The 23,834-nt window shown below is 41.2% G+C and carries 22 protein-coding genes; 12 read left to right on the top strand and 10 right to left on the bottom strand.

The genetic code is table 11. The annotated features are described in order from the left end of the window. Positions 1-34: 34 nt before the first annotated feature. Entirely contained in the window at positions 35-406 is a 372-nt protein-coding gene (locus tag ACGF49_RS09945) for an EamA family transporter (protein WP_387490802.1), read from the bottom strand. Continuing rightward, positions 375-536, bottom strand: a complete 162-nt coding sequence (locus ACGF49_RS09940; RefSeq protein ID WP_339367037.1) for a hypothetical protein — start codon at positions 534-536, stop codon at positions 375-377. The genes ACGF49_RS09945 and ACGF49_RS09940 overlap by 32 nt, the downstream gene beginning before the upstream one ends. An 811-nt stretch (positions 537-1,347) precedes the next feature. Here ACGF49_RS09940 and ACGF49_RS09935 point away from each other — a divergent pair. From ACGF49_RS09935 to ACGF49_RS09910, 6 genes are all read left to right on the top strand, one after another. After that, complete coding sequence (locus ACGF49_RS09935) at positions 1,348-2,580, top strand: MFS transporter (RefSeq protein ID WP_349010376.1); 1,233 nt, start codon at positions 1,348-1,350, stop codon at positions 2,578-2,580. Then, positions 2,546-2,941 carry a ParB N-terminal domain-containing protein gene (locus ACGF49_RS09930; protein ID WP_011145716.1) on the top strand — a complete coding sequence of 132 codons (396 nt, stop codon included), beginning with the start codon at positions 2,546-2,548 and terminating at the stop codon, positions 2,939-2,941. The genes ACGF49_RS09935 and ACGF49_RS09930 overlap by 35 nt, the downstream gene beginning before the upstream one ends. Continuing rightward, the gene (locus tag ACGF49_RS09925; protein WP_349010377.1) at positions 2,934-4,130 is read left to right on the top strand and encodes a hypothetical protein; all 1,197 of its coding nucleotides are present in this window, start codon (positions 2,934-2,936) and stop codon (positions 4,128-4,130) included. Before ACGF49_RS09930 ends, ACGF49_RS09925 begins: the two co-directional genes overlap by 8 nt. Before the next feature lie 242 nt (positions 4,131-4,372). Beyond that, on the top strand, positions 4,373-6,223 hold the full coding sequence (locus tag ACGF49_RS09920) for an aminotransferase class I/II-fold pyridoxal phosphate-dependent enzyme (protein WP_191214879.1): 1,851 nt from the start codon (positions 4,373-4,375) through the stop codon (positions 6,221-6,223). Beyond that, entirely contained in the window at positions 6,220-6,894 is a 675-nt protein-coding gene (locus ACGF49_RS09915; RefSeq protein ID WP_271858638.1) for a formyltransferase family protein, read from the top strand. Before ACGF49_RS09920 ends, ACGF49_RS09915 begins: the two co-directional genes overlap by 4 nt. 159 nt (positions 6,895-7,053) lie before the next feature. Beyond that, complete coding sequence (locus ACGF49_RS09910) at positions 7,054-7,866, top strand: Cof-type HAD-IIB family hydrolase (RefSeq protein WP_228902459.1); 813 nt, start codon at positions 7,054-7,056, stop codon at positions 7,864-7,866. A gap of 70 nt (positions 7,867-7,936) precedes the next feature. On the opposite strand, the gene kdpE is transcribed toward ACGF49_RS09910, so the two are convergent. Genes kdpE through kdpF form a run of 6 tightly spaced genes read right to left on the bottom strand, consistent with a single transcriptional unit; the run spans position 7,937 to position 15,804 of the window. Continuing rightward, the gene (gene kdpE / locus ACGF49_RS09905; protein ID WP_191214880.1) at positions 7,937-8,629 is read right to left on the bottom strand and encodes a two-component system response regulator KdpE; all 693 of its coding nucleotides are present in this window, start codon (positions 8,627-8,629) and stop codon (positions 7,937-7,939) included. Further along, the gene (kdpD, locus tag ACGF49_RS09900; RefSeq protein WP_113043627.1) at positions 8,626-11,319 is read right to left on the bottom strand and encodes a two-component system sensor histidine kinase KdpD; all 2,694 of its coding nucleotides are present in this window, start codon (positions 11,317-11,319) and stop codon (positions 8,626-8,628) included. Before kdpD ends, kdpE begins: the two co-directional genes overlap by 4 nt. 8 nt (positions 11,320-11,327) lie before the next feature. Beyond that, positions 11,328-11,909, bottom strand: coding sequence for a potassium-transporting ATPase subunit KdpC (gene kdpC / locus ACGF49_RS09895; RefSeq protein WP_113043626.1), 582 nt, complete (start codon positions 11,907-11,909; stop codon positions 11,328-11,330). 11 nt (positions 11,910-11,920) lie between these two features. After that, positions 11,921-13,987 (bottom strand): potassium-transporting ATPase subunit KdpB, encoded by a 2,067-nt coding sequence (kdpB, locus tag ACGF49_RS09890; RefSeq protein ID WP_113043625.1) that lies wholly within the window; start codon positions 13,985-13,987, stop codon positions 11,921-11,923. Positions 13,988-14,007: 20 nt separating this feature from the next. Further along, positions 14,008-15,714, bottom strand: a complete 1,707-nt coding sequence (gene kdpA / locus ACGF49_RS09885; RefSeq protein ID WP_113043624.1) for a potassium-transporting ATPase subunit KdpA — start codon at positions 15,712-15,714, stop codon at positions 14,008-14,010. Continuing rightward, positions 15,715-15,804 carry a K(+)-transporting ATPase subunit F gene (gene kdpF / locus ACGF49_RS09880; protein WP_113043623.1) on the bottom strand — a complete coding sequence of 30 codons (90 nt, stop codon included), beginning with the start codon at positions 15,802-15,804 and terminating at the stop codon, positions 15,715-15,717. It lies immediately after the preceding gene. A 614-nt stretch (positions 15,805-16,418) separates the two neighbouring features. Between kdpF and ACGF49_RS09875 the strand changes: the two genes are divergently transcribed. Next, entirely contained in the window at positions 16,419-16,703 is a 285-nt protein-coding gene (locus tag ACGF49_RS09875; RefSeq protein ID WP_113043622.1) for a colicin Z C-terminal domain-related protein, read from the top strand. Positions 16,704-16,770: 67 nt separating this feature from the next. On the opposite strand, the gene ACGF49_RS09870 is transcribed toward ACGF49_RS09875, so the two are convergent. Continuing rightward, positions 16,771-17,151 (bottom strand): hypothetical protein, encoded by a 381-nt coding sequence (locus tag ACGF49_RS09870; RefSeq protein ID WP_113043621.1) that lies wholly within the window; start codon positions 17,149-17,151, stop codon positions 16,771-16,773. Positions 17,152-17,796: 645 nt separating this feature from the next. Here ACGF49_RS09870 and ACGF49_RS09865 point away from each other — a divergent pair. Together ACGF49_RS09865 and ACGF49_RS09860 are read left to right on the top strand one after the other, a co-directional pair. Next, positions 17,797-18,006, top strand: a complete 210-nt coding sequence (locus ACGF49_RS09865; RefSeq protein ID WP_387490760.1) for a YbfA family protein — start codon at positions 17,797-17,799, stop codon at positions 18,004-18,006. Positions 18,007-18,072: 66 nt separating this feature from the next. Next, positions 18,073-18,816 (top strand): type 2 GTP cyclohydrolase I, encoded by a 744-nt coding sequence (locus ACGF49_RS09860; protein ID WP_387490757.1) that lies wholly within the window; start codon positions 18,073-18,075, stop codon positions 18,814-18,816. Between the two features lie 352 nt (positions 18,817-19,168). On the opposite strand, the gene ACGF49_RS09855 is transcribed toward ACGF49_RS09860, so the two are convergent. Beyond that, positions 19,169-20,452, bottom strand: a complete 1,284-nt coding sequence (locus tag ACGF49_RS09855; protein ID WP_113043780.1) for a citrate synthase — start codon at positions 20,450-20,452, stop codon at positions 19,169-19,171. 869 nt (positions 20,453-21,321) lie between these two features. Between ACGF49_RS09855 and sdhC the strand changes: the two genes are divergently transcribed. The 3 genes from sdhC to sdhA are packed head-to-tail and all read left to right on the top strand — an operon-like array spanning position 21,322 to position 23,819. Next, entirely contained in the window at positions 21,322-21,711 is a 390-nt protein-coding gene (gene sdhC, locus ACGF49_RS09850; protein WP_112876197.1) for a succinate dehydrogenase cytochrome b556 subunit, read from the top strand. Then, positions 21,705-22,052 (top strand): succinate dehydrogenase membrane anchor subunit, encoded by a 348-nt coding sequence (gene sdhD / locus ACGF49_RS09845; protein ID WP_112876196.1) that lies wholly within the window; start codon positions 21,705-21,707, stop codon positions 22,050-22,052. Before sdhC ends, sdhD begins: the two co-directional genes overlap by 7 nt. Next, the gene (gene sdhA, locus ACGF49_RS09840; protein ID WP_113043781.1) at positions 22,053-23,819 is read left to right on the top strand and encodes a succinate dehydrogenase flavoprotein subunit; all 1,767 of its coding nucleotides are present in this window, start codon (positions 22,053-22,055) and stop codon (positions 23,817-23,819) included. Positions 23,820-23,834 lie beyond the last annotated feature (15 nt).

Below are 23,834 nucleotides of genomic sequence, written 5' to 3'. Positions count from 1 at the left end.
ACAGTGGTAACGGCTTTTGCGGATTTTTTATTTTTCAGCCCAGAGCAACCATTAATGCACCGGCAGTAATCAGTGCAACACCACCTGCGGCCATCAGTGATATTTTTTCACCAAATAAGATAACGGCGAAGATGACGGCAAACACGACACTGAGTTTATCAATTGGGGCAACCTGAGAAACATGACCGTTTTTAATTGCTAGAAAGTAAAACAGCCATGACAATGCCCCCGCCACACCGCTTAAAACGATAAAAAGCAATGCTTTGCGGTTTGCCACTATTTCACTCACCAGATTTAACTTTCCCTGTACGACAACAACGCCGACAAGAAACAACGCCATAATGACTGCGCGTATTGCTGTTGCTGTATTGGCATCAAGATTTTGCAACCCGATTTTCCCGAAGATAGCGACTAAAGCGGCAGTAAACGCTGATAATAAGGCATAGATAAGCCAGGTACTCATCGCGAATAAATCCTATATACCCGTCATCTTTCAAGTTGCCTCTTTGTTGGCTGCACTCGCTCACCCCGGTCACATAGTTTGCTATGCTCCCGGGGATTCACTCCCTTGCCGCCGCGATGCATCTTGAAATCTATAGGGTATATTACCTTCATTAAATAAATTAAAGAATAAACTCATTACTAATCCCCATTTTAGTTAGTGAATATTTTGGGCCCGTGAGATAGTTTCCAGTTTTAATCTCGGATACTTCATATAAATCTATAAATAATAATTATCCCCACCGGAGTTTAGCTATTAAACTAAAATACAGTTTTATTTATATGTTTCACTTTGAACATAATATTACAGTTTATTTTGGGATTAAATTAAGCTGAGTTTTTCAGTTAATTGATGACTATTTGAATATACCCGTCATCTTTCAAGTTGCTTCTTTGTTGGCTGCACTCACTCACCCCGGTCACATAGTTATCTATGCTCCCGGGGATTCGCTCCCTTGCCGCCGCGATGCATCTTGAAATCCATAGGGTATAGATAAAGATTGAACGGAAAGGTTTTTATCTGAGATTAAGGACCCTTTTTACCTGTTTTTTTGCCTGTTAAAGTGCTAAGTACTTATGTCATTATGTTGCTTACTAACATCACCAGCATTTGATCTACGTTTAATATGTAATAAAAATGTCATATTTAGTTTGCAATTAATATCTGGTTTGATAATATATTAAAAATAAATTATATATCATTGAATTTACTTTATCGTACAGATTATCCTAGTTCTTGCTTCTACATTTGATTTTTGTAGAGGCAAGGGGATCTTATGTGCTCTCATAAATATTTTAAGTTCTTGGTTTAAAAGATACCAATATAAATAATATAAGAAAATAACAATGAAAAATTTTTCTCTTAATAGTTATACATCCATACCGGCATGTATATGGGGTCTATTTCTTGGGACTTTTGTAACAAGATCAACATCAATGATGGTATGGCCTTTTATATCCATCATACTATATACCAAGTTTCATTTTACTGCATCGATGATTGGATTAGTTCTCTCTTTATCCATTGCGATTTCATCAATATTAAGTTTTTATGCTGGTTACTTCTCTGATAAAGTTGGCCGGGCTAAGATAATCATCATTGGATGTCTTATATCTTCATTGGCATATTTAATATTATGGTTATCTGAACATCAGTCTGGTTTTATTATTGGTACTTTATTAGCGAATATTTCTTGGGCGCTTGTGAATAATCCAATAAAAGCCGTTATCGGCGATGTTATCGAGGAGAAGCAGGTAAGAGAGAATGCCATGTACTTAAGGTATTTATTTCTTAATGCGGGTGCGGTAGTCGGGCCTTATTTAGGCGTAAAATTAAGCATGGATATTCATTCTATCTCTTTTCTGATTGTTTCGATATCCTATGTCATTTTTATGATCCCTGTTTATTTATTTGGTAAGAAAATAAAAATAAACTTAACAAATAATGATGACTTTAAAGGAACGATGAAGGTTTTATTAAATGACCGTGTGTTTTTGATGTTGGTCATCAATAATATTCTCATGATGTTTATTTTTGGTCATTTTGATTCAACTTTGCCACAGTTAATTACTTCATTAGGGTTTAATGGGTATGCTGAGTTTATTGCTTCGCTTATTATGTTACATGCGATAACCATTGTCGTTATGCAGTTACCGTTTTCCATGTTAACGCAAAAAATGGCGTTAGAAACGAAAATAAATATAGGGTCGGTGTTACTTATTTTATCTGAATTAATGTTCTTTATTTCATTCAAGTATTATGATGTTTATTTATTGTGGTATGTAGCTGCTTTTACCATGAGTATCAGTCAAACTATTTTGTTTCCATGTGTGAATGTTTTTATTGATCGTTTGGCACCAAATGATTTACGTGGCGCATATTTTGGTGCAGCGTCACTCTATAGTATCGGTTTTTCTATATCTCCATTGGTTGGTGGTACTGTTATCCAATTATTTAATGGTGGAGTGTTATTTCAATTATTAGCGATATTAAGTGTATTGATGTTGGTAATTTTCTGTCGGATGTTTAAACTAAGGGATAAACATGAAATTAATATTAGAAGAAGTCTCAAATCTTAGACCAACTGAATTACATTGTCCTGTTCGTGTTGAGCAGTTAATAGAGAAAGTTAAACTTGAAGGTTTTTGGACTCAACCAATCTGGATTGATGAAGCAACGCATGTGGTTATTGATGGTCATCATAGACTGGAATTAGCCAAGACACTAAAATTAAGTTGTATTCCTTGTCTGGCATTTGATTATGAGAAGGAGCTGTTGGTTTATTCCCGCAATGAGAATAAAACAATTAATCATCGTGATGTTATTAAGGCGGGTTTAGATAAGCAACCTCTTGGTTATAAACAGACTCGTCATGAGTTTGCCGGGAATGTTATTGAAACACAAATTTCGTTAAAAATGTTAGGGTTTGTCAATGAATAAGCAGTTTTATGATGTGGTAATGTGTGGTGCAGGTCCTGCAAATATTTCATTAATCCCGGATTTATTAAAAGATGAAGCTATAAAAAATTGCCTGATTTTAGAAAAAACAGAGATGGTGGGTTCTGGTTCATTAAAGAAATATAAAATTACCGCGAACTCTTTAGGTAGTGTATTTTTAGAGAAATTTGACGGTTGTGATGATGAGCTTAGTCAATATATAAGATCAACATCGGAATGGGAACATTTTAGTGCCAATAAAGATAAGCCCGTTGAATTGAGATTTGTCGGCCAATATTTGGAGAGAATTGCCCGCTTTATTCAGGAAAACAAATATGGTGATTGGTTTAATATTTTGACTGAAGCGGAAGTGAAAAAAATTAAGCAGAATGAAGAGGGTAACTATGATATAACTTATCATAAAAATAATGAAGATTATATTGTATCCGCGCGAAAAGTACTGTTTAATATAGGTGGAAATCCAAACGAATCCAGATTATTGCATAATAGCAATAATATTACCTCTGGTGATTTTATTAAAGGTTTTTATGATGAGGTTATAAATAAAGGTGATGTAAAAAGTATATCAATATTGGGTTCATCACACAGTTCAGTTTCTTGTTTGATTAGACTTATTGAGCAATTAGAATTTGCAGGAAAAATAAATGTTTTTGTGAATAAAGATTTCAAGTTGTTTTTTGATTCGCCTTCAAGCGCAGAATCTTACGACTACGATTTTACACAGGAAGATATTTGCCCTTTAAGTAACCGAGTTAATAGATATTCAGGTTTAAGATATGATTCTTTTGCTTTTGCACAAGAACTTAAAAAAAGAAAATATAAAAATATTTCTATCTTGAATATTTCAGAAATTTCTGATGATGAAGTTATTAAACTCATTAATTGTGATGATTTATTGATTCACTGTACGGGATATCACTCAAAACTTGTCGAAATTATTGATAAAAATAATATTCCTTTTGAATTTAAAAGTGATAGATATGGTTTGCTAACTAATGAAAAATTAAGTCCTATATCGACGTCAGGTGAAGTACTTAATAATTTTCACACATTTGGTCTGGGATCGGGTGTCAAGACGGGGGGTGAAAATGGTGGAGAGGCGAGTTTTCATGGAAGAATTGACGGGGTTTGGGTATATCAGCATGTTATATATGACATCGTATTTAATTGATATTTAATTCAAAATAAATTTTATATCATTAATGAACTATATTTTAGGTTAATTCCTATTTAACAATAAAAATAACCTTTTAACAGCCATTTATACCCTATGGATTTCAAGATGCGTCGCGACGGCAAGGGAGTGAATCCCCGGGAGCATAGCGAACTATGTGACCGGGGTGAGCGAGCGCAGCCAACAAAGAGGCAACTTGAAAGATAACGGGTATAAAATAATTTATTAAGACTATGCATATGAAAACAGTAATACTTCTCTGTGCCGGAAGAGGCAGTAGATTATCAACTAGAACATCAAATAAACCAAAACCTTTGGTAGAAACAAATCAGATATCATTTATCGATAATGCGCTGAGGAATATCGAATCTGTCGGTATTAAAAAAGTGATTATTGTGGTGGGTTATAAAAGTGATGTTTTAATGTCTCATATTAAACAAAAGACATATAATTTGGATATTGAATTTGTTAATAGTGAAAAGTGGGAATCAACCAATAATATCTATTCTTTATACCTTGCCAGGAATTGGATTAAGCAAGATACGCTGATCCTTGAAGGGGATATCTTCTTTACTAAGAAATGTTTGGAAATTGTCATGTTAAAAGCAGGAGATCTCAATGTCCTTGTTTCTCCTCTTAGTGGCAATATGGAAGGGACTTATGCAAAAATAGATAAAGATAATATTATTGCATTAAATTCTACTAAGGATAGTCATTATCAGGTTGAAGATGGTCAATATAAAACAGTAAATATTTATAATATTTGCACCGCTAATTTTGCTGAATATGTTACTAAAGAGTTAGAAAGTTACATTAATGGTGGATCGACTGGGCTATATTATGAGGATATATTTAAACAGTCTTTACTGAATAATATGGCTGAATTTAAAGCAAGTATTGTTGATCATTCTCAATGGTATGAGGTAGATAATACTTATGATCTTGCTATTTGTGACTTCATTTCAAGTAATAATAAATTAGATCTTGTTCAAAATAGGCATGGTGGATACTGGCGTTACCCTATTATTGACTTTGGCTTAATTTACAATTTCAACTTTCCACCTAAAAAATTGAAAGATGAAATAAAGAATAATTTTGATGAAATATTGTTAAATTATCCTGGCGGGAATCGTTTAGTCGAGCATGCTTTATCTGAATTTATCGGGATAGAAAGAACGCAATTATGTATTTCAAATGGTGCTGCGGAGATAATTAAACGGCTTCCTGATGTTTATACCGGTAAAGTATTAGTTACTGTGCCATCATTTAATGAATATGCTAATTGCTTTGGAAAAGCAAGGACAATATATAGTTATACCAAAGAGCATCGGCAGTTTGAGATAGATATTGATGAAGTATTAACATTAGTAAAGGAAGAACAGCCAGGCGTGGTTGTTATTGAATCACCTAATAATCCGACAGGTAAATTGACACCTATTGATAGTCTGTTATATTTGGCTGGCGAATTGTTGGCATTAAATATCCACTTAATTGTTGATGAATCTTTCTTGGATTTCTCTAAAATGCGTGATGACACAATGTTAACGCATTTAGATAACTATAAGAATTTATCTGTTATTAGAAGCATGAGCAAAACCTTTGGGATTGGTGGTATTCGTATTGGGTATATTGCCACTGCAAATCAGGAATTACTTGGTAAAATAAGAGCTGTGTTACCAATTTGGAATATTAATGGTTTTGCTGAAGAGTTTTTATTGAGATTACCTCAATATAGAGAGAGTTATAAATTAAGCTGTGAAAAAGTGATTAGTGATACGTTAAAATTACAGCAAGAATTAAACTCAATAGAGGGTATTACCGCATTTGAGACAGACTCTAATTTTGTTTACTGTAAATTACATATTTCTGATGCGAAGACGATATCACGGTTACTTTTAGATATTCATGGGCTGTATGTGAAAGAGTGTTCTGGTAAAGGGAATGCAGGCTCTGATCTCTATTTACGTATTTCTTGCAGAACACCAAGCGATAATGAAATTTTAATAAATACATTACGTACAATTATGCAATGGCAAATAAACATTAATGATATTAAAGCGATCAAGAAAGTTAAAGAGGTTTGCGAATGAATAATCCCAAAACAGTGGTAATTTGTGGTAAAGGAGAATTGGCAATTTTCATTTGTCAATATTTCTTAAATCATAAAGAGTATAAAATATCACACGTGGTGGCAGATAAATTCGAACCTGTAAGCACTGATCAGACGTTAATTGATTTCTGTTATCAAAATAATATTGCTGTTATTGAAGATAATAAGGTTGAAAATCTACCCGGCTATGAAAATGGTGATTTCACTTGCGATTTATGTTTTGTCGTATTTCATAAGCGGATATTGCCTTTAAAATTCATTAATTCGTGTAAGAAAATATTAAATATCCATTTGTCTTATTTACCTAAATATCGAGGCGTAAGACCGGTTAATTGGGCTTTGAAAAATGGAGATCAATCGCATGGCGTGACGATCCATGAAATCAACGAAGGTATTGATGCTGGGCCGATTGTGAATCAGATCTCGTTTTCTATTTATCCTGAATTTGAAGAGGTCATTGATACTTATACACGGGCTATTTGCTATGCCAGACAATTATTCCTTGACACGATGCTAATATTGGAAAAAATAACACCAAGACCTCAGATTGATTCAGAGGCAACAATTTATTATGAAAAGGATAATCATAGTCTGGAAGAAAGGATGACATTTACTAAGAAAGCATCGCTTGAATTGCTGAATCAAGCATAGATATACCCTACAGATTTCAAGGCGCATTGCGACGGCAAGGGAGTGAATCCCCGGGAGCATGGATAATTATGTGACCGGGGTGAGCGAGTGCAGTCAACAAAGAGGCAACTTGAAAGATAACGGGTATAATAACGGCTTTTAATATATCGGGAAGCGCCCATGTATAATCTTATTGCTACAGATCTTGATGGAACTCTATTACTTCATGGGGATACGATAGGTGAATTTACCCATCAGGTGTTGACTAATTTGTCAAATAAAGGCAAGCAGATCGTATTTGCCACCGGCAGGCATCATGCTGATGTTAATTCTATTATTGGTGACTTTGATATACCTGTACATCTGATTACGTCTAATGGCGCCAGATTGACCAGTGCCTGTAAAAAATTGGATATTAGACAATATCTACCGGGTGATGTAGTAAAAAGAGTGATTGAGGAAACACAGGCGGATCAGGATTTAGTGATTAATATGTATTGTGGTTCTCAATGGTTAACCAGTGAGCTACACCATAGTTTCAATGATTTTAATCAGAATGATAATTTTAATCCCGCAGTTAGGCAGGCTGATGAAATGCCTTGTGATGCGGTTGAGAAAATCTTTTTCATTCACAAGAAGAGAGATCATGATGCGTTGGTTAAATTAGAAGGTCATTTAATTGATCTATTTTCTGATCATGTCAGTGTTGCTTTCTCATTTCCTTGGTGTCTGGAGGTAATGGGTAGTGGTGTTTCAAAGGGACAGGCTTTAATTCAGTTAGCTGAGTTTCTTGGCGTCCCAATTAATAAAACGATTGCGTTTGGTGACGGTATGAATGATGTGGAAATGCTTTCAACTGCCGCTAAAGGGGTCATCATGGGCACTGCACAGGATAGGGTTAAACAAGCGCTTCCTTACGCTGATATTATTGGTTCTTGCCGCGAAGAGTCTGTCGCTTATTATTTATCTGAACATGTGTGTCAGGTAAAATAAGCGGATCTCAGCTTTGTTGAGAGATGTTAATTGCCTGAGACATGAAGTGATTCGATACGTGTCTCAGGCATTAAGGCATAAACCGATAGCCAATGCCGGTTTCAGTCAATAAATGTTTGGGTCTGGTTGGGTCGGTTTCTAATTTTTGTCGTAAATGCCCCATATAAATCCGTAAATAATGGTTGTGTTCAACATAATTAGGGCCCCAAACTTGGTTGAGTAATTGGCGTTGGGTGAGTACTTTGCCGCTATTCGCCAATAATTCACCGAGTAACCGGAATTCAATCGGAGTTAGATGCAGTTCTTCATCGTTTTTGGTGATTCGGCGGTTAACCAGATCGACAACCACATCAGAAAAATGAACGATCGATTCTTCTTTATTGGTTCTGGCAAAACGGCGTAAGGCAACCCGGACTCTTGCCAATAGTTCACTGATGCCAAAGGGTTTACTCAGATAATCATCTGCGCCGACATCCAATGCCGCAACTTTATCCGCTTCTTTATCGCGGGCAGAGAGAACAATAACGGGAATTGCGCTCCATTGGCGCAGATCACGAATCAAGTTAATACCGTCACCATCCGGCAAGCCCAAATCAAGAATAATTAAGTCAGGCTTGCGGGTTCCCGCTTCAATTAGGCCCCATTTCAACGTATCACTGTCAAATACGCGATAGCCTTCACCTTCCAAAGCTAGTCGAACAAAGCGTCGGATCTCTTTTTCATCTTCAATAATCAAAATGGTGTTATTGTTGGTAATAATCACATCTCCTCAGTAATAATTTCAGGGGGCTTCTCTAACGGTAGAACAAAGTGAAAACTTGCTCCACCTTTTTCGTTATTGGTTGCCCAAATCTTTCCTTGGTGGATTTCAATAATTGCTCGGCAAATTGCTAATCCAAGGCCCACTCCTGGAATAGCAGATTCTTTGCGAGCGCGGGAGAATTTATCGAAAATTAATTGTTCTTGTTCCGGCGGAATGCCTTTACCTGCATCCCAAACTTCAATATGAATTTGATTTTTTTCTGTTGTTGCTTTAATACCTAGTGGTATTTGCTCATCGGTATATTTGATTGCGTTTTCCAACAAGTTGATAAATACCCGCTCCAGTAAACTGGCATCACAATGCAATAGTAAATCGGATGGCAGGGAAACCGCGACGGGATGACGGTTGAGTGCATATTCCAGTGAACGTAAGGTACTGCCGACGATCTCTTCTAGCGATTGCCATTCCAGATTGAGCTGAATGCCTCCCGATTGGATACGCGCCATGTCCAGTAAGTTATTAACCAGACGGGAAGTGCTGAGAATTTGTTGACGAATCTGGTTCACCTGCTTGGTATGTGGAGAGCCTTCGGCAGATAAATCCAACATCAGGATTTCCGCTTGTCCAAATAGGACTGTCAGCGGTGTGCGTAAATCGTGAGACAGGGCCGCCAGAAGCGAGTTACGTAACTGTTCCCGCTCTGTATCCAATTTAGCGGATTCTGCCCGGCGTGAGAGTTGCAATCTTTCCAGTGCATTGGCGATCAGGCCGGTAAATGTTTGCAGCAATCGCTGTTGTTCAGGGATCAGTAATTGGCGCAAATAGGATGGCTCAATCGCCAATACAGCCAGTGTCTGAGAAGGTGTAGCGATAGGCTGTAGTTGGTAAGGTACGCTAGGTAAGGTATCTGTTCCCGCCCCAGCCGGTAGATTTTTATCAAAACTCCATTTTGCAATGGCATCATTAATCAGCATATGGCCGCCATTATTGGTCGTCAGTTGATATAAGTTGCCATCCTCGTTGGGTAAAAAGAGGCCGGTTTTAGCCTGAAAACCATTAGTAAGAAAATGGTAGCTGGTGCGGGCAATATCTTCTTCATTCAGCGCCCGGCTCAGTTCACGGGTCATTTCATAGAGATTGCGGGTTCGTTGTTCGCGGTAACGGGCAATTCGCGCCTGATATCTCATTCCCGCGGTGAGGTTTCCGACAACGACACCGACTATTAGCATGACAGTAAAGGTCAGCAGGTACTGCATATCGGTAACAGCAAGAGACCAATGAGGCTGTACAAAGAAGATATCGAAACTGATGACGTTAATGAAAGCGGCAAAGATTGATGGTTGGCGTCCGTAAAATAGCGCAATGATGACGACGCCAAGCAGATAAAGCGTGACAAGATTGGCTTTATCAAGGGTCAGCAAGAATGTTCGGGAGAACAGGGTAATAAGTGTACAGAGCGCAATAGCGATCAGGCAGCCCTGAATCTGTATTCGCCATTTTTCACTGACAGTGCGGTTGTCCTGCTCTTTATCCCATCGGCTGCGCTCTTCTAATGCGACAATCACCAGATCCAAATCTGGTCCTAGTTTCCCTAATCGATCAGCAAAACCTGGGCGCAATTGCCAGCCAAACAGCTTCTGTTTGGAGGTACAGCGACGCCCTATCAGAATTTTGCCGAGGTTATGTTCTCTGGCATAACGTAATACTGCTTTTTCTTTGTTTGGCTCAGACAGCGTCGCGGTTTCAGCCCCCAATTCATGCGCTAATCTGAGTGCTTTTAAAATAGTGCGCCGTTTACCTTCGGGTAGTTGGTACAGTTTTGGGGTTTCAACATAGATGGCATGCCAGATACAGCCTAATCGGGCTGCGAGGCGAGCGGCAGTGCGGATGAGCTTTTCATTACCTGAGCTATTACCAATGCACAGCAGAAGATTATCACGGGTATGCCAGACCGGTTCATGCCCTTGTGTGTCGCGGAAAGCACGCATTTGATCATCCACGCGATCAGCCGTCCGGCGCAAAGCGAGCTCTCGTAATGCAATTAAATTACCTTTGCGGAAAAAATGTTCAATGGCGCGTTCTGCCTGGCTAGGGATATAGACCTTACCTTCATGGAGCCGCTGGCGCAGATCATCTGGGGGCAAATCAACTAAGACAATTTCATTCGCCTGATCAAAGATATGATCAGGGACGGTTTCCCTGACCTGGATACCAGTAATATCACCCACAACATCATTGAGGCTTTCCAGATGCTGAACATTGATGGTAGTCAGTACATCTATGCCAGCCTCAAGCAACTCTTCAACGTCCTGCCAGCGTTTGGGATGACGGTTGGTGTGAGGATTACTGAATGCCAACTCATCCACTAAAATGATGGCCGGATGGCGGGCAATGGCAGCATCAAGATCAAAGACGCTGATTTTGCGCCGTCGGTAGTAGATCTGCTTCAGTGGCAGTTGTGGCAGACCATCAAGTAAAGCGGCAGTTCCTTGCCGCTCATGGGTTTCTACCACGCCGATAACCACATCCAGTCCTTGAGCACGCAATCTTTGCGCTTCCTGCAACATGGCATAGGTTTTTCCGACGCCAGCGCAGGCACCGAAAAATATCTTTAATTTACCGCGCTGTTTCTCATTAACCAGTGTCAGTAATTCATCAGGGTCAGGGCGCTGTGGTTCGTGTTGATCCATATTCAGCCTTACTGTTTTTTCTCTGGTAAATTATCAAGGGCAAGATTAAGTTTTAACACATTAATTACGGGCTCACCGAGGAATTCCGATGGGGGGGGCTCAATATTATCCCTGATTAATTGTTTTATCACTTTAATCGGTAAATGGCGTGCATCAGCGACTCTCTGTGCTTGAAAGTCAGCGGCGGCGGGTGAAATGTGAGGATCAAGACCGCTTGCGGATGCGGTGACCAGATCAACCAGCACAGGTATATCAGGTTGACGATTAAATTGACGCAGTTGTTCAACTCTGCGTTTGATTTCATCATCCAATATCGGGTTGGTAGTCGCTAAATTACTGCCGCCAGAGGACAGGGTGTTATAGGGATAATCTACGGTAGCAGAAGGGCGACCCTGAAAATAGATCGCTTTAGTAAAGGGTTGACCAATCAGCTCAGAGCCAACGGTTTGACCATCTTGTTTAACCATAGAACCTTGGGCTTGATAAGGAAACATCAGTTCTGACAGACCTGTTGCCAGCAATGGATAAGCTACGCCGGTAATCAGTGTCAGAAATATCAACAACACAACAGAAGAACGTAACCAAATCATTTTCATCACCTTTATTTAAGTATCAGCAAAGTCAGCAACAGATCTATCAGTTTGATGCCGATGAAAGGCGCTATCAGACCACCCAGACCATAAATCCACAGGTTGCGGCGTAAAAGCGCTGATGCATTCATTGGGCGGTAGCTCACGCCTTTTAGCGCTAGTGGGATCAAGAAAACAATAATGAGCGCATTAAAGATAACGGTCGATAAAACCGCCGAAGTAGGCGAGTGCAGGTGCATGATATTCAAGATATTTAATTGTGGGTAAGTGACGGCAAATGCCGCGGGGATAATGGCAAAATATTTTGCGATATCATTGGCGATACTGAATGTGGTCAGAGAGCCGCGTGTCATCAACATCTGTTTACCAATATGGACAACTTCAATCAGTTTGGTTGGGTTGGAATCCAGATCCACCATATTGCCGGCTTCTTTGGCTGCTTGAGTGCCTGAATTCATAGCAACGGCAACATCGGCTTGAGCAAGAGCAGGGGCATCATTAGTGCCATCACCTGTCATGGCAACCAGACGGCCTTCGGATTGATATTGGCGGATCAGGGCTAGTTTGGCTTCGGGGGTAGCTTCCGCCAGAAAGTCATCAACTCCAGCTTCTGCGGCAATCGCAGCCGCGGTCAGACGATTATCGCCGGTAATCATAACGGTTTTGATTCCCATACGGCGCATTTCACTGAATCGCTCTTTAATGCCGCCTTTGACGATATCTTTTAGCGCGACAACGCCCAGTACCTGTTGATTTTCTGCGACAACCAGCGGAGTACCGCCTTTCCGCGCCACGGTCTGTACCAAAATTTCCACGGCTTCAGGGAATTTTCCGTGATTGGCTTCAATATGGCGGCGGATTGCATCGACAGCGCCTTTGCGGATCATGCGGTTTTCCACATTAACACCACTCATTCGAGTCATGGCAGAGAAAGGTACAAAAGTTGCATTCAGTGAGTGCAGATCACGTTCACGCAGATTGAATCGCTGTTTTGCCAGAATAACAATGCTGCGGCCTTCCGGTGTTTCATCGGCCAAAGAAGAGAGTTGGGCGGCATCCGCCAACTGCTGTTCCGTTATGCCGGGTACGGGCAGAAACTGAGAGGCTTGGCGATTTCCCAAGGTGATAGTGCCGGTTTTATCCAGTAGCAGCACATCCACATCACCCGCTGCTTCAACGGCTCGTCCGCTGGTGGCGATAACATTGGCACTTAGCATGCGGCTCATGCCTGCGACACCAATCGCGGAAAGTAAACCACCAATCGTGGTAGGAATAAGGCAGACTAATAATGCTATCAATACCGTGACAGTGATAGGTTGGCCAGAATGGTTAATCTCCACGCTGAATATTGAAAATGGCAGCAGAGTGACACACACCAATAGAAAGATAATTGTCAGAGCCGTCAACAGGATAGTCAGTGCGATCTCGTTTGGGGTTTTACGACGTTTAGCCCCTTCCACCATTGAAATCATGCGGTCAAGAAAAGTTTCACCGGGATTAACTGAACATTCGACCACCAGCCAGTCAGATAGTACATGGGTGCCGCCAGTCACAGAGGAAAAATCACCGCCAGATTCGCGGATAACGGGGGCAGATTCTCCGGTGATTGCACTTTCGTCAACGGAAGCGCCACCTTCGATAACTTCACCATCGCAAGGGATGGTTTCACCCGCTTCAATAATGACGATATCCCCTTTGCGTAGGCTGTCAGAAGGAACTTTCTCTCTGGCTGCACTACGATTGGCTGAGTTTAGTTTAGTTGCCCAACTGGTTTTTCTTACCCCTTTAAGGCTAGCCGCCTGAGCTTTGCTTCTGCCTTCTGCCAGTGCTTCGGCAAAATTAGCGAATAGAACAGTAAACCATAGCCATAAGGCGATGTTGCCGGTGAACAGCGTATTTCCCTTGAATTGATCCGCTAACATGGCAATCCATAAAATGGTGGTTAACCCACTGCCTAGATAGACGACAAACATCACTGGGTTACGCCATTGTGCAGCCGGATGACATTTTTTGACTGAATCAATCAGGGCATTACGAATCAAAACGGGTTCGAATAATGTTTGTTGCTTGTTGGTCATGGTATTCCTCTCTTTGGCGCTTACCGGGCCATTAGCCAGATTTGTAAATGTTCAATGACCGGGCCAAGGATTAGAGCCGGAATAAAAGTCAACGCGCCGATTAACATGATGGTCAAAATCAATAGACTGATAAACAGTGGGCTGTAAGTAGGCAGTGTACCGTTGCTGGCAGGCTGGCGTTTTTTTACGACCAAAGAACCGGCAATAGCAAGTATTGGTAGGATCATGCCAAAGCGACCTAAAAACAGGATGATGGTTAGCAACAGGTTGTAGAACATACTGTTGGCATTGAGGCCCGCGAAAGCACTGCCATTATTGTTGGCAGCGGAGGAGAGGGCATAGAGTACTTCACTGAAACCGTGAGCGCCGGGGTTCAGAATACCGGCGCGTCCACTGGCGGTGGATATGGCAAGTGCTGTTCCTAAAAGAGCTAGTGTAGGGGTAACCAGAATCGCCAGTGCTACCATTTTTATCTCGAATACTTCGATTTTTTTACCGAGATATTCAGGCGCACGACCTATCATTAAACCGGCGATAAAAACGGTCAGCAGAACGAACAGTAACATACCATATAAACCAGAACCCACTCCGCCAAACACGACTTCGCCAATTTGTATTAACCACATTGGGATCATGCCGCCAAGTGCAGTGAAAGAATCATGCATAGCATTGACTGCCCCACAGGAAGCTGCGGTGGTTACTACAGCATAAATTGAGGTTGCGAGGATGCCAAAACGATTCTCTTTACCTTCCATATTGATATTACTGTTGACTCCTAACAAACTGAAATGGGGATTCCCTTTCAGTTCGGCATACATGACTCCTACGGTGGCAATGACAAAGATGATGCTCATTGCCCACAATAGAGCGTGCCCTTGACGGTTATCGCTAACCACTTGCCCAAAAGCAAAACAGAGGGCGCAAGGGATCAAGAAGATAGACAGTATCTGAACGAAATTGCTGATAGCAGTTGGATTTTCAAAGGGGTGTGATGAGCTGGCACCAAAGAATCCACCACCATTGGTTCCCAATAACTTGATGGCTTCCTGTGAGGCGACCGGCCCCATCGGGAGCAATTGCGATTGGCCTTCAATGGTATGGGCTAATTGATACGGTTCGAAATTCTGAATCACACCCTGACTGACAAAAACGAGCGTGATAATCATAGACAGCGGTAATAGCAGATAGAGTGTGATACGTGTGATATCAACCCAGGCATTTCCTACGGTGTTGACACCATGACGGGAAAATGCGCGTATCAACGCAAATGCCACCGCAATACCGGTCGCGGCAGAAAGAAAGTTCTGCACGGTTAGACCTGTCATTTGGCTAAAGTAACTTAGTGTGTTTTCTCCACTGTATGCCTGCCAATCAGTATTGGTGATAAAGCTGACGGCTGTATTCAGCGCTAAGTCCCATTTGAGCCCGGGGAAATGTTCAGGATTAAGGGGGAGGGCGTGTTGTGTGACTAAAAGCGTGAATAGCAGTAATAGTCCGGTTAGATTAAAAATAGTGATAGCTAATGCATATTGCCACCAGTTCATTTCTTTGACTGTGCCGCCAGGTTTTTGTAAGCCACAGCAACGCCAAAGGCCAGATTCTGCTTTAGTCAGCCCGCGAGGAATATTACCGTCGATCATGTTGGCGATAACGTTTCCGAGTGGTTTTGCCAGCATCAATAGAATCAGTAAAAAACTGGTGATCAATAAAAAAGCGGATGCGGCCATTTAAAAATCCTCCGCATGGAGTAACGCATAAATCAGATAAACCAGTAATAGGGCTACTAATAACGCGCCGGAAATGAAAAATATGTTCACTGCTTATCTCCTGAAAACTTGGATGAATAAAGATTAGGGAAGGAGATGCAAAGATTCTGATAAAAGAGTGAATGGATGTGTAAAAAAAGTATAAAAATGACTAATAAAAGAAGACTTAAATAGAAACCTATCTTGCTGAGAACTATTTCAATAATTCCCTTTTTCAGCAGAAGATACACTTATGGGAAAGTGAATGGTTAAGGATATTAGGTGATTTTAAATTAATTAATAATCTTGCATATGACCGTTATGATTATTCATGTATTATTGATGATTTTGCTAAAGTGATTGGGATATTAAAACTTGGTGTATAATATTCATGTTTTACTAATTATAACGGGGCGTATTGGAAAAAATCGAACTTAAATTAATTGCGATTTTATTTCCTCACCGCTTTGTATAAGATAAATAAATTTTAGTTCTTTTTATTTTGTTTCGTGGTATCTTTATGCCATGGGCACATCATGTATTAAATTAAGGTATCCAAATTTCGCGCTTGATAAATCAAGCAGGTATGAACTTGGAAACATGTGTTCATTTAACTTGATGAATATGTTATTAAATTGACATTTAAATACAAATCCACTTTATGATTAAAGTAAGAGGATATTTTCATGGCAAGAAGACAAGCTTGGGCACCGCCTCTAACATGGGGACCATGGGCTGATTTGTTAGAACATGCGGGAGGGCCTCATCCATATACAGTCAGTTTCGACACGATTTCTCAAGCTCCTTCATCTTTTGATGTTGAAATTGCATATGCAGCAAACTCAGGCATAAAAAACGTGCGAACGATGGGACCTGGTTCATATACTATTCAAGGTAATGATGGAGCGGGAGTCGATCGTATTCGTTTTAAAAGTCATTCACAAGGGCAAATAATCACTGTTGAGTATTAATATGATTTAACAAAAAATATTTAATTAATCTATGGCTTTTTTCGGGGAAAAAAGCCATAGATTTTCATCAATTTAAAGAGTTGACTATTTCTTCAAATGTTGTATTTGAGTTTATTGCCTGATAGAAGCCATTTTCGACATGCATTGGTGTAACTATATTGGTGTTTTTCAATATTGGTTTATTATTAAAGAAAACAGATAGTTTTTTTCCTACGTTTTGCTTTATAAAGAGATTAAATGGTTTACTGCAATGAGAGTTGTTTTTTACTTTAATGAAAATGGAATAGTAATTATCCCCTTTTTTCGGGGTAATTTCCTCTATACATAATGGAGTTAAATGAAAAGTTTCGCCATTTGCTTTATAGTCAATAGAAAAAGAATGTTTTTTGGAGACGCAACCTGAAACATTTGTTATTAATATCAATAATATAACAGTTAATACCTTCATCTTTCCTCCTATCATCTGTTATAGTTAATTTACTCGCATTCTGGAAAAACAGTATGGTGTAAAAGCTTACATCATTTTTCCGTGCTCATATAATAATTATCAATGAAAATTATCGTATTGGCAATCCTTGATTCTATTGCCAGAATCAAAAGGATATTTTCACCCGCCTGTGTCGTTAATTTCTTTATTTTTTTCAATAAGAATTATCTATTGAATCTAGTACTACAGCCGTACTTACTTTTTTCAACAGAAAAGACACCCATAGAAAATCTTAATTCATGCGGTTTCTCAGAGTTGTGAGCATCAAGGAAAATGCAACTTTCTGATATCTACGGCTGTAGTACTAGTTCTTTTCCTAAGCAAAGTGAAATTTATGATTATAGGAATAGGATCATGAAAAAATTGACTCTGATTATCGTTGATCCCATTTTTACCAACTGTTAATAAAATGTTTGTAATATTACATTTTTATCATATTTTATGTAATAAAATTACATAAAATAGAAAATATAGCGACAATAACGGCTTAAAAGTGGTCTGATAAGTGGTAAATTTTCATTTTTTGCGATAAAATTTTAAACAATTTACAGATTGATTATTTTTAAGATCCTGCGGAAAAGTGGGATCATTTTAAGGAGGACTAATATGTCTTCATATCGTGAGTATCCTTGGTATCAAGTTCTTTTACGCCGTATTGGCGCTGTCACTTTCGGTATCCTGGCGTTTCCGGTTATGTTGTTTCGTCGTGATCGCGTCCGTTTTTACAGTTATTTGTATCGTGTATGGGTAAAAACCAGCGATAAGCCCGTATGGTTAAAACAGTCAGAGCAGGTTATGGCAGTCAGAAGTCGCTGACAACTGACAATTGGTGGCAGGTAACGGTATATTATTGCAATACAATCAATACACAGGACGAATATGATGCGTAATATTGATCTGGAAAATGTGATTAACCGAGAACTGAAAATTGATGAGTTTCAGGATTATGCCCCCAATGGTTTACAAGTTGAAGGGCGTGCTCATATTCAGCGGGTTGTTACGGGTGTTACTGCTTGTCAGGCTTTATTGGATGAAGCGGTTCGTCATCAGGCTGATGCCATTATCGTTCATCATGGCTATTTTTGGAAAAATGAGTCAGCAGTGATCCGTGGTATGAAACGTAATCGCCTGAAAACTCTGCTCTGTAATGATATCAATTTATATGGTTATCATCTGCCCCTTGATGCTCATCCATCACTGGGAAATAACGCGCAATTGGCCCGCCTGATTAATGCGAAAGTTGTCGGGTTGATTGAGCCATTCGTGCCGCATGGGGAATTTGAACAGCCGATAACGCCGGTGGAGTTGGCTGCACGTATCGAACAGGCGCTGGGTCGCCAAGCGTTGCATATCGGTGACAATGCACCCGCAGAGATTCGAACGCTTGCTTGGTGTACCGGCGGTGGTCAGAGTTTTATTCAACAGGCGGCGGAATTTGGTGTTGATGCTTTTATTACCGGTGAAGTGTCAGAGCAGACGGTTCATATCGCCCGCGAAATGGGGCTGCATTTTTATGCGGCGGGTCATCATGCCACCGAACGTTATGGTATTAAGGCTTTGGGGGAGTGGTTGGCTGGTCATTATGGTCTGGATGTCACTTTTATCGATATTCCAAACCCGGTTTAATCACGTTTTCCTAAGACGGAAATAAACGAAGCCCACCAACGGCGGGCTTCAAAGCTTTTGACAGGCTTTTCATAACTAACGTTTTTTTGTCAATAACGTTATTCTATCCGATTCATAGAGCTGTGAATTTTGATCTTGGTGATCTCGCTACACACGCAAATAGAGGCTACGTTTGATAATTTAGAGAGTAAGTCGCTTGTACCTACTCTTGGATAACGAGCATACATAAGGAAGGTGATGAGATCAATTTTGACGGTGCTTTAAGCCGTACTCACCGAATAATCTTTCCAATTAAATAAAGCCCTAACGATTAAGTTAGAGCTCTGCCTTCTATCGTAATGGGATTTTATTATTATTTTTCAAGCTGGCTATCGAAATCACGTTTTGTGTAGCCGGTATAGAGTTGACGTGGGCGAGCGATTTTCACGCCACCATCATGCATTTCATTCCAGTGAGCGATCCAGCCGATAGTACGGGCAATGGCGAAAATAACAGTGAACATAGTGGATGGAATACCCATTGCTTTCAGGATAATGCCGGAGTAGAAATCCACGTTCGGATACAGTTTTTTCTCAATAAAATAAGGATCGTGCAGAGCGATACGTTCAAGCTCCATAGCAACTTCCAGCAGGCTATCATTCAGGCCAAGTTCATCTAGCACTTCATGGCAGGTTTCACGCATGACGGTTGCACGAGGATCATAGTTTTTGTAAACACGATGACCAAATCCCATCAGACGGAAAGCATCATTCTTATCTTTGGCACGTTTAATAAATTCCGGAATATGTTCAACCGACTGAATTTCTTCCAGCATACGCAGACAAGCTTCGTTTGCACCGCCATGAGCAGGCCCCCAAAGAGAAGCGATACCTGCGGCAATACAGGCAAATGGGTTAGCGCCAGAAGAGCCCGCGGTTCGTACTGTTGAGGTAGACGCGTTTTGTTCATGGTCCGCATGTAGAATAAAGATGCGATCCATAGCACGTTCCAGTACTGGGTTCACTTTATATTCTTCACATGGCGTAGCGAACATCATGTTTAGAAAGTTGCCTGCATAGGAGAGATCATTGCGTGGATAAACGAATGGTTGACCGATAGAGTATTTGTAGCACATGGCGGCCACTGTCGGCATTTTTGACAGCAGGCGGTAGGCGGTAATGTCACGGTGACGTGGATTGTTCACGTCCAGAGCATCATGATAGAAAGCAGCCAGAGCGCCAGTAACACCACACAGTACGGCCATAGGATGCGAATCACGGCGGAAACCGTTGAACAGGCGATGGATCTGTTCGTGAATCATGGTGTGGCGGGTAATGGTTTTTTTGAATTTATCAAACTGTTCTTGTGTTGGTGTTTCACCATACAGCAGGATATAGCAGACTTCCAGATAAGTGGATTTTGTCGCTAGCTGGTCGATAGGGAAACCACGGTGCAGCAATACACCTTCGTTACCATCAATGTAAGTGATCTTGGATTCGCAAGATGCTGTGGAAGTAAAACCAGGGTCGTAGGTATAGAAACCTTGGGAACCGAGAGTACGAACGTCGATGACTTTAGACCCAAGGGTCGGTGTTAGCACGTCCAATTCAATAGCAACTGAACCATCTGGGGTTAGAGTTGCTTTGTTATCTGCCATTACAGTCTCCTTAGCGCTTTCATTTTTATAACTTTTAACAACCACGGCGGAAAGACATCGTATAGAATTTATCTTAATCAGGCTATTTTATCGACCATTCTTTGTCATTAAGAACGGGCTTGGACGGTGCTCTGACAAAAGCGGTCACTTTTGAATGCACTTTGGTGTGGCCCGCGCCGGTGAGCGATTTGTGAGTGAATCACCTCTTACAGACTGTGCGCATACTCCGGTTGCTGTGCAATCTGTGTTCCCAATTTATTGACAAAAATGACCTACACCTATGATGCCTGGTGGAATTGGTTCTTATACTGTGTCCCCTGACACTGTACTACCGGGGAAAAGCTGAAATCAGGCCAATATCACATTTAAGGCTGAAATCTCACCCTGGACGACAATGGTTTTTAGGTTGTTAGCGAATTTTTGAGAGTTATGTTTTATGCATTGACTACAAAAATGATTATGATTCGTGTGGACTACACAGTTACATAACTTTAGCTTTTCTTGAGGTCTTTCCTCTTATCAAAAATCAATCTCAAAAGTGTTTTCAACCATATATGTAAGATAAATGTTTAAAGTTTGTCAAACAAGATAATTAATTTTGTGCAATATGTTTGAATCGTGATCTTAATCACTGTTCAGTGGAAATGTAGCTAATCATATTGTGTTGTAATTGTAATAATAATGTGAAGCACATATACTGCCGCCAGGTCTCCGGATTACCCTGCTGTAGGAGCACCCAGCGTAACTAAATCACAACATTTTTTAACATGAAGGATCTATCGTTTGATCAAATGTTGTGTCTTTGTATCCTCTTATCGCTGTCTGATTTCCGCCCAGGTCCGGAGGAAGGAAAATAATAAAAGAGCTGTGTGGGCAAAATTGTGAAAAAACAAAGACCTGTCAACCTTGATTTGCAGACGATACACTTTCCAGTCTCTGCAATAACCTCGATCTTGCACCGTGTCTCCGGCGTCATTACTTTCGTAGCAGTAGGAATTCTCCTCTGGTTGTTAGGAATGTCTCTCTCCTCGCAAGAAGGGTTTCAGCAAGCCGCCGATATTATGACGGGATTTTTCGCTAAGTTTATTGTGTGGGGCATTCTGACCGCACTGGCTTACCATATCTGTGGTGGTGTCCGTCATATGCTGATGGATTTCGGCTACTTGGAAGAAAACTTAGCGGTCGGTAGTCTCTCTGCCAAAGTGGCAATCGGGATTGCTGTTATTCTGTCGATTCTGGCTGGAGTACTGGTATGGTAAGTAACGCATCTGCATTGGGTCGCACGGGTATCCATGATTGGCTATTATTGCGCGCGTCCGCAATGATTATTGTTTTATATGTTCTTTATATGCTGGGCTTTGTCGTTACAACGCCGGATATCACTTATGAAGTCTGGCGGGGTTTCTTCGCCTCATCCATCACTAAAGTTTTCACTGTGCTGGCACTGTTTTCCATTCTGGCTCACGCTTGGATTGGTATGTGGCAAGTACTCACTGACTATGTAAAGCCGCTGGCACTGCGTTTAATGCTGCAATTAGCGATTATCGTTGCACTGATGGCTTACTTGATTTACGGAACAATTGTGGTGTGGGGGGTATAGATGAAACTGCCAGTAAGAGAGTTTGATGCAGTCGTTATTGGTGCAGGTGGCGCTGGCATGCGCGCTGCGCTACAAATTTCACAAATGGGATTATCCTGTGCTTTGATTTCCAAAGTATTCCCAACCCGTTCTCATACTGTATCTGCGCAGGGGGGGATCACCGTTGCGTTGGGTAACTCCCATGACGATAACTGGGAATGGCACATGTATGACACGGTGAAAGGCTCCGACTATATCGGTGATCAGGATGCGATTGAGTACATGTGTAAGACCGGGCCCGAGGCCATTCTGGAACTGGAACACATGGGGTTGCCATTTTCGCGTTTGGATGACGGTCGTATTTATCAACGTCCATTCGGTGGCCAGTCAAAAAACTTTGGTGGTGAACAGGCTGCACGTACCGCTGCGGCGGCAGACCGTACCGGTCATGCCCTGTTGCATACGCTGTATCAGCAGAACTTAAAAAATCACACCACTATTTTTTCTGAATGGTATTCGTTGGATCTGGTTAAAAATCAGGATGGCACTATTGTTGGTTGTACTGCGATCTCTATTGAAACCGGTGAAGTGGTTTATTTCAAAGCGAAGGCAACGATTCTGGCAACGGGTGGTGCCGGTCGTATTTATCAATCAACCACTAACGCCCACATTAACACCGGTGATGGTGTAGGTATGGCGCTGCGTGCGGGTGTACCTGTACAGGATATGGAAATGTGGCAATTCCACCCAACCGGTATTGCCGGAGCAGGTGTTCTGGTAACAGAAGGCTGCCGTGGTGAAGGTGGTTATTTGCTGAATAAAGATGGCGAGCGCTTTATGGAGCGTTACGCGCCAAATGCTAAAGATCTGGCTGGTCGTGATGTCGTGGCACGTTCCATTATGATCGAAATCCGCGAAGGCCGTGGTTGTGAAGGTCCTTGGGGTCCTCATGCCAAGCTGAAATTGGATCATTTGGGCAAAGAGGTGCTGGAATCTCGTCTGCCGGGCATTCTTGAGTTATCCCGTACTTTCGCCCACGTTGACCCAGTAAAAGAACCTATCCCGGTTATTCCAACTTGCCACTATATGATGGGAGGAATCCCAACTAAAGTGACCGGTCAGGCTCTGATGGTTAACGAAAACGGTGAAGATGTGGTTATTCCGGGTCTGTTTGCTGTCGGTGAAATTGCCTGTGTATCGGTTCATGGCGCAAACCGTTTGGGGGGGAACTCGCTGTTGGACTTAGTGGTGTTTGGCCGTTCTGCCGGTTTGCACCTGAAAGAATCGTTGATGGAGCAGGGGACTAGCCGTGAAGCCAGCGAATCGGATATTGAAATATCCTTGCAACGTCTGAACCGTTGGAATAGTACCCGTACGGGTGAAGATCCGGTTAAAATTCGTAAAGATTTGCAAGCGTGTATGCAGAACAACTTCTCGGTATTCCGTGAAGGTGATGCAATGGCTAAAGGGCTGGAAGAACTTAAAGTTATCCGTGAACGCCTGAAGAGTGCGCGTTTGGACGATACTTCCTCAGAGTTCAATACTCAGAGAATTGAGTGTCTGGAGCTTGATAACCTGATGGAAACAGCACTTTCCACGGCTGTTGCTGCTAATTTCCGCACTGAGAGCCGCGGTGCTCACAGCCGTTTCGACTATCCGGATCGTGATGATGCGAACTGGTTATGCCATACTCTTTATCTGCCGCAAACTGAGACCATGACTCGTCGTGATGTCAACATGCAGCCAAAACTGCGTGAAGCATTTCCGCCGAAAGCGCGTACTTACTAATGAGTTGCTGATAAT

The sequence above is a fragment of the Photorhabdus sp. RM96S genome (genome assembly GCF_042879335.1).
Classification (GTDB): domain Bacteria; phylum Pseudomonadota; class Gammaproteobacteria; order Enterobacterales; family Enterobacteriaceae; genus Photorhabdus; species Photorhabdus kayaii.
Note: the sequence above shows the minus strand (reverse complement) of the source record. Positions and strands in the feature narration are given on the sequence as shown.

What these genes read in the sequence shown, in the direction of transcription:
- ACGF49_RS09935 (WP_349010376.1), top strand. Translation starts at nt 1,348, where the DNA reads ATGAAAAATTTTTCTCTTAATAGTTATACATCCATACCGGCATGTATA.
- ACGF49_RS09930 (WP_011145716.1), top strand. Translation starts at nt 2,546, where the DNA reads ATGAAATTAATATTAGAAGAAGTCTCAAATCTTAGACCAACTGAATTA.
- ACGF49_RS09925 (WP_349010377.1), top strand. Translation starts at nt 2,934, where the DNA reads ATGAATAAGCAGTTTTATGATGTGGTAATGTGTGGTGCAGGTCCTGCA.
- ACGF49_RS09920 (WP_191214879.1), top strand. Translation starts at nt 4,373, where the DNA reads ATGAAAACAGTAATACTTCTCTGTGCCGGAAGAGGCAGTAGATTATCA.
- ACGF49_RS09915 (WP_271858638.1), top strand. Translation starts at nt 6,220, where the DNA reads ATGAATAATCCCAAAACAGTGGTAATTTGTGGTAAAGGAGAATTGGCA.
- ACGF49_RS09910 (WP_228902459.1), top strand. Translation starts at nt 7,054, where the DNA reads ATGTATAATCTTATTGCTACAGATCTTGATGGAACTCTATTACTTCAT.
- kdpD (WP_113043627.1), bottom strand. Translation starts at nt 11,319, where the DNA reads ATGGATCAACACGAACCACAGCGCCCTGACCCTGATGAATTACTGACA.
- kdpC (WP_113043626.1), bottom strand. Translation starts at nt 11,909, where the DNA reads ATGATTTGGTTACGTTCTTCTGTTGTGTTGTTGATATTTCTGACACTG.
- kdpB (WP_113043625.1), bottom strand. Translation starts at nt 13,987, where the DNA reads ATGACCAACAAGCAACAAACATTATTCGAACCCGTTTTGATTCGTAAT.
- kdpA (WP_113043624.1), bottom strand. Translation starts at nt 15,714, where the DNA reads ATGGCCGCATCCGCTTTTTTATTGATCACCAGTTTTTTACTGATTCTA.
- ACGF49_RS09875 (WP_113043622.1), top strand. Translation starts at nt 16,419, where the DNA reads ATGGCAAGAAGACAAGCTTGGGCACCGCCTCTAACATGGGGACCATGG.
- ACGF49_RS09870 (WP_113043621.1), bottom strand. Translation starts at nt 17,151, where the DNA reads ATGAAGGTATTAACTGTTATATTATTGATATTAATAACAAATGTTTCA.
- ACGF49_RS09865 (WP_387490760.1), top strand. Translation starts at nt 17,797, where the DNA reads ATGTCTTCATATCGTGAGTATCCTTGGTATCAAGTTCTTTTACGCCGT.
- ACGF49_RS09860 (WP_387490757.1), top strand. Translation starts at nt 18,073, where the DNA reads ATGCGTAATATTGATCTGGAAAATGTGATTAACCGAGAACTGAAAATT.
- ACGF49_RS09855 (WP_113043780.1), bottom strand. Translation starts at nt 20,452, where the DNA reads ATGGCAGATAACAAAGCAACTCTAACCCCAGATGGTTCAGTTGCTATT.
- sdhD (WP_112876196.1), top strand. Translation starts at nt 21,705, where the DNA reads ATGGTAAGTAACGCATCTGCATTGGGTCGCACGGGTATCCATGATTGG.
- sdhA (WP_113043781.1), top strand. Translation starts at nt 22,053, where the DNA reads ATGAAACTGCCAGTAAGAGAGTTTGATGCAGTCGTTATTGGTGCAGGT.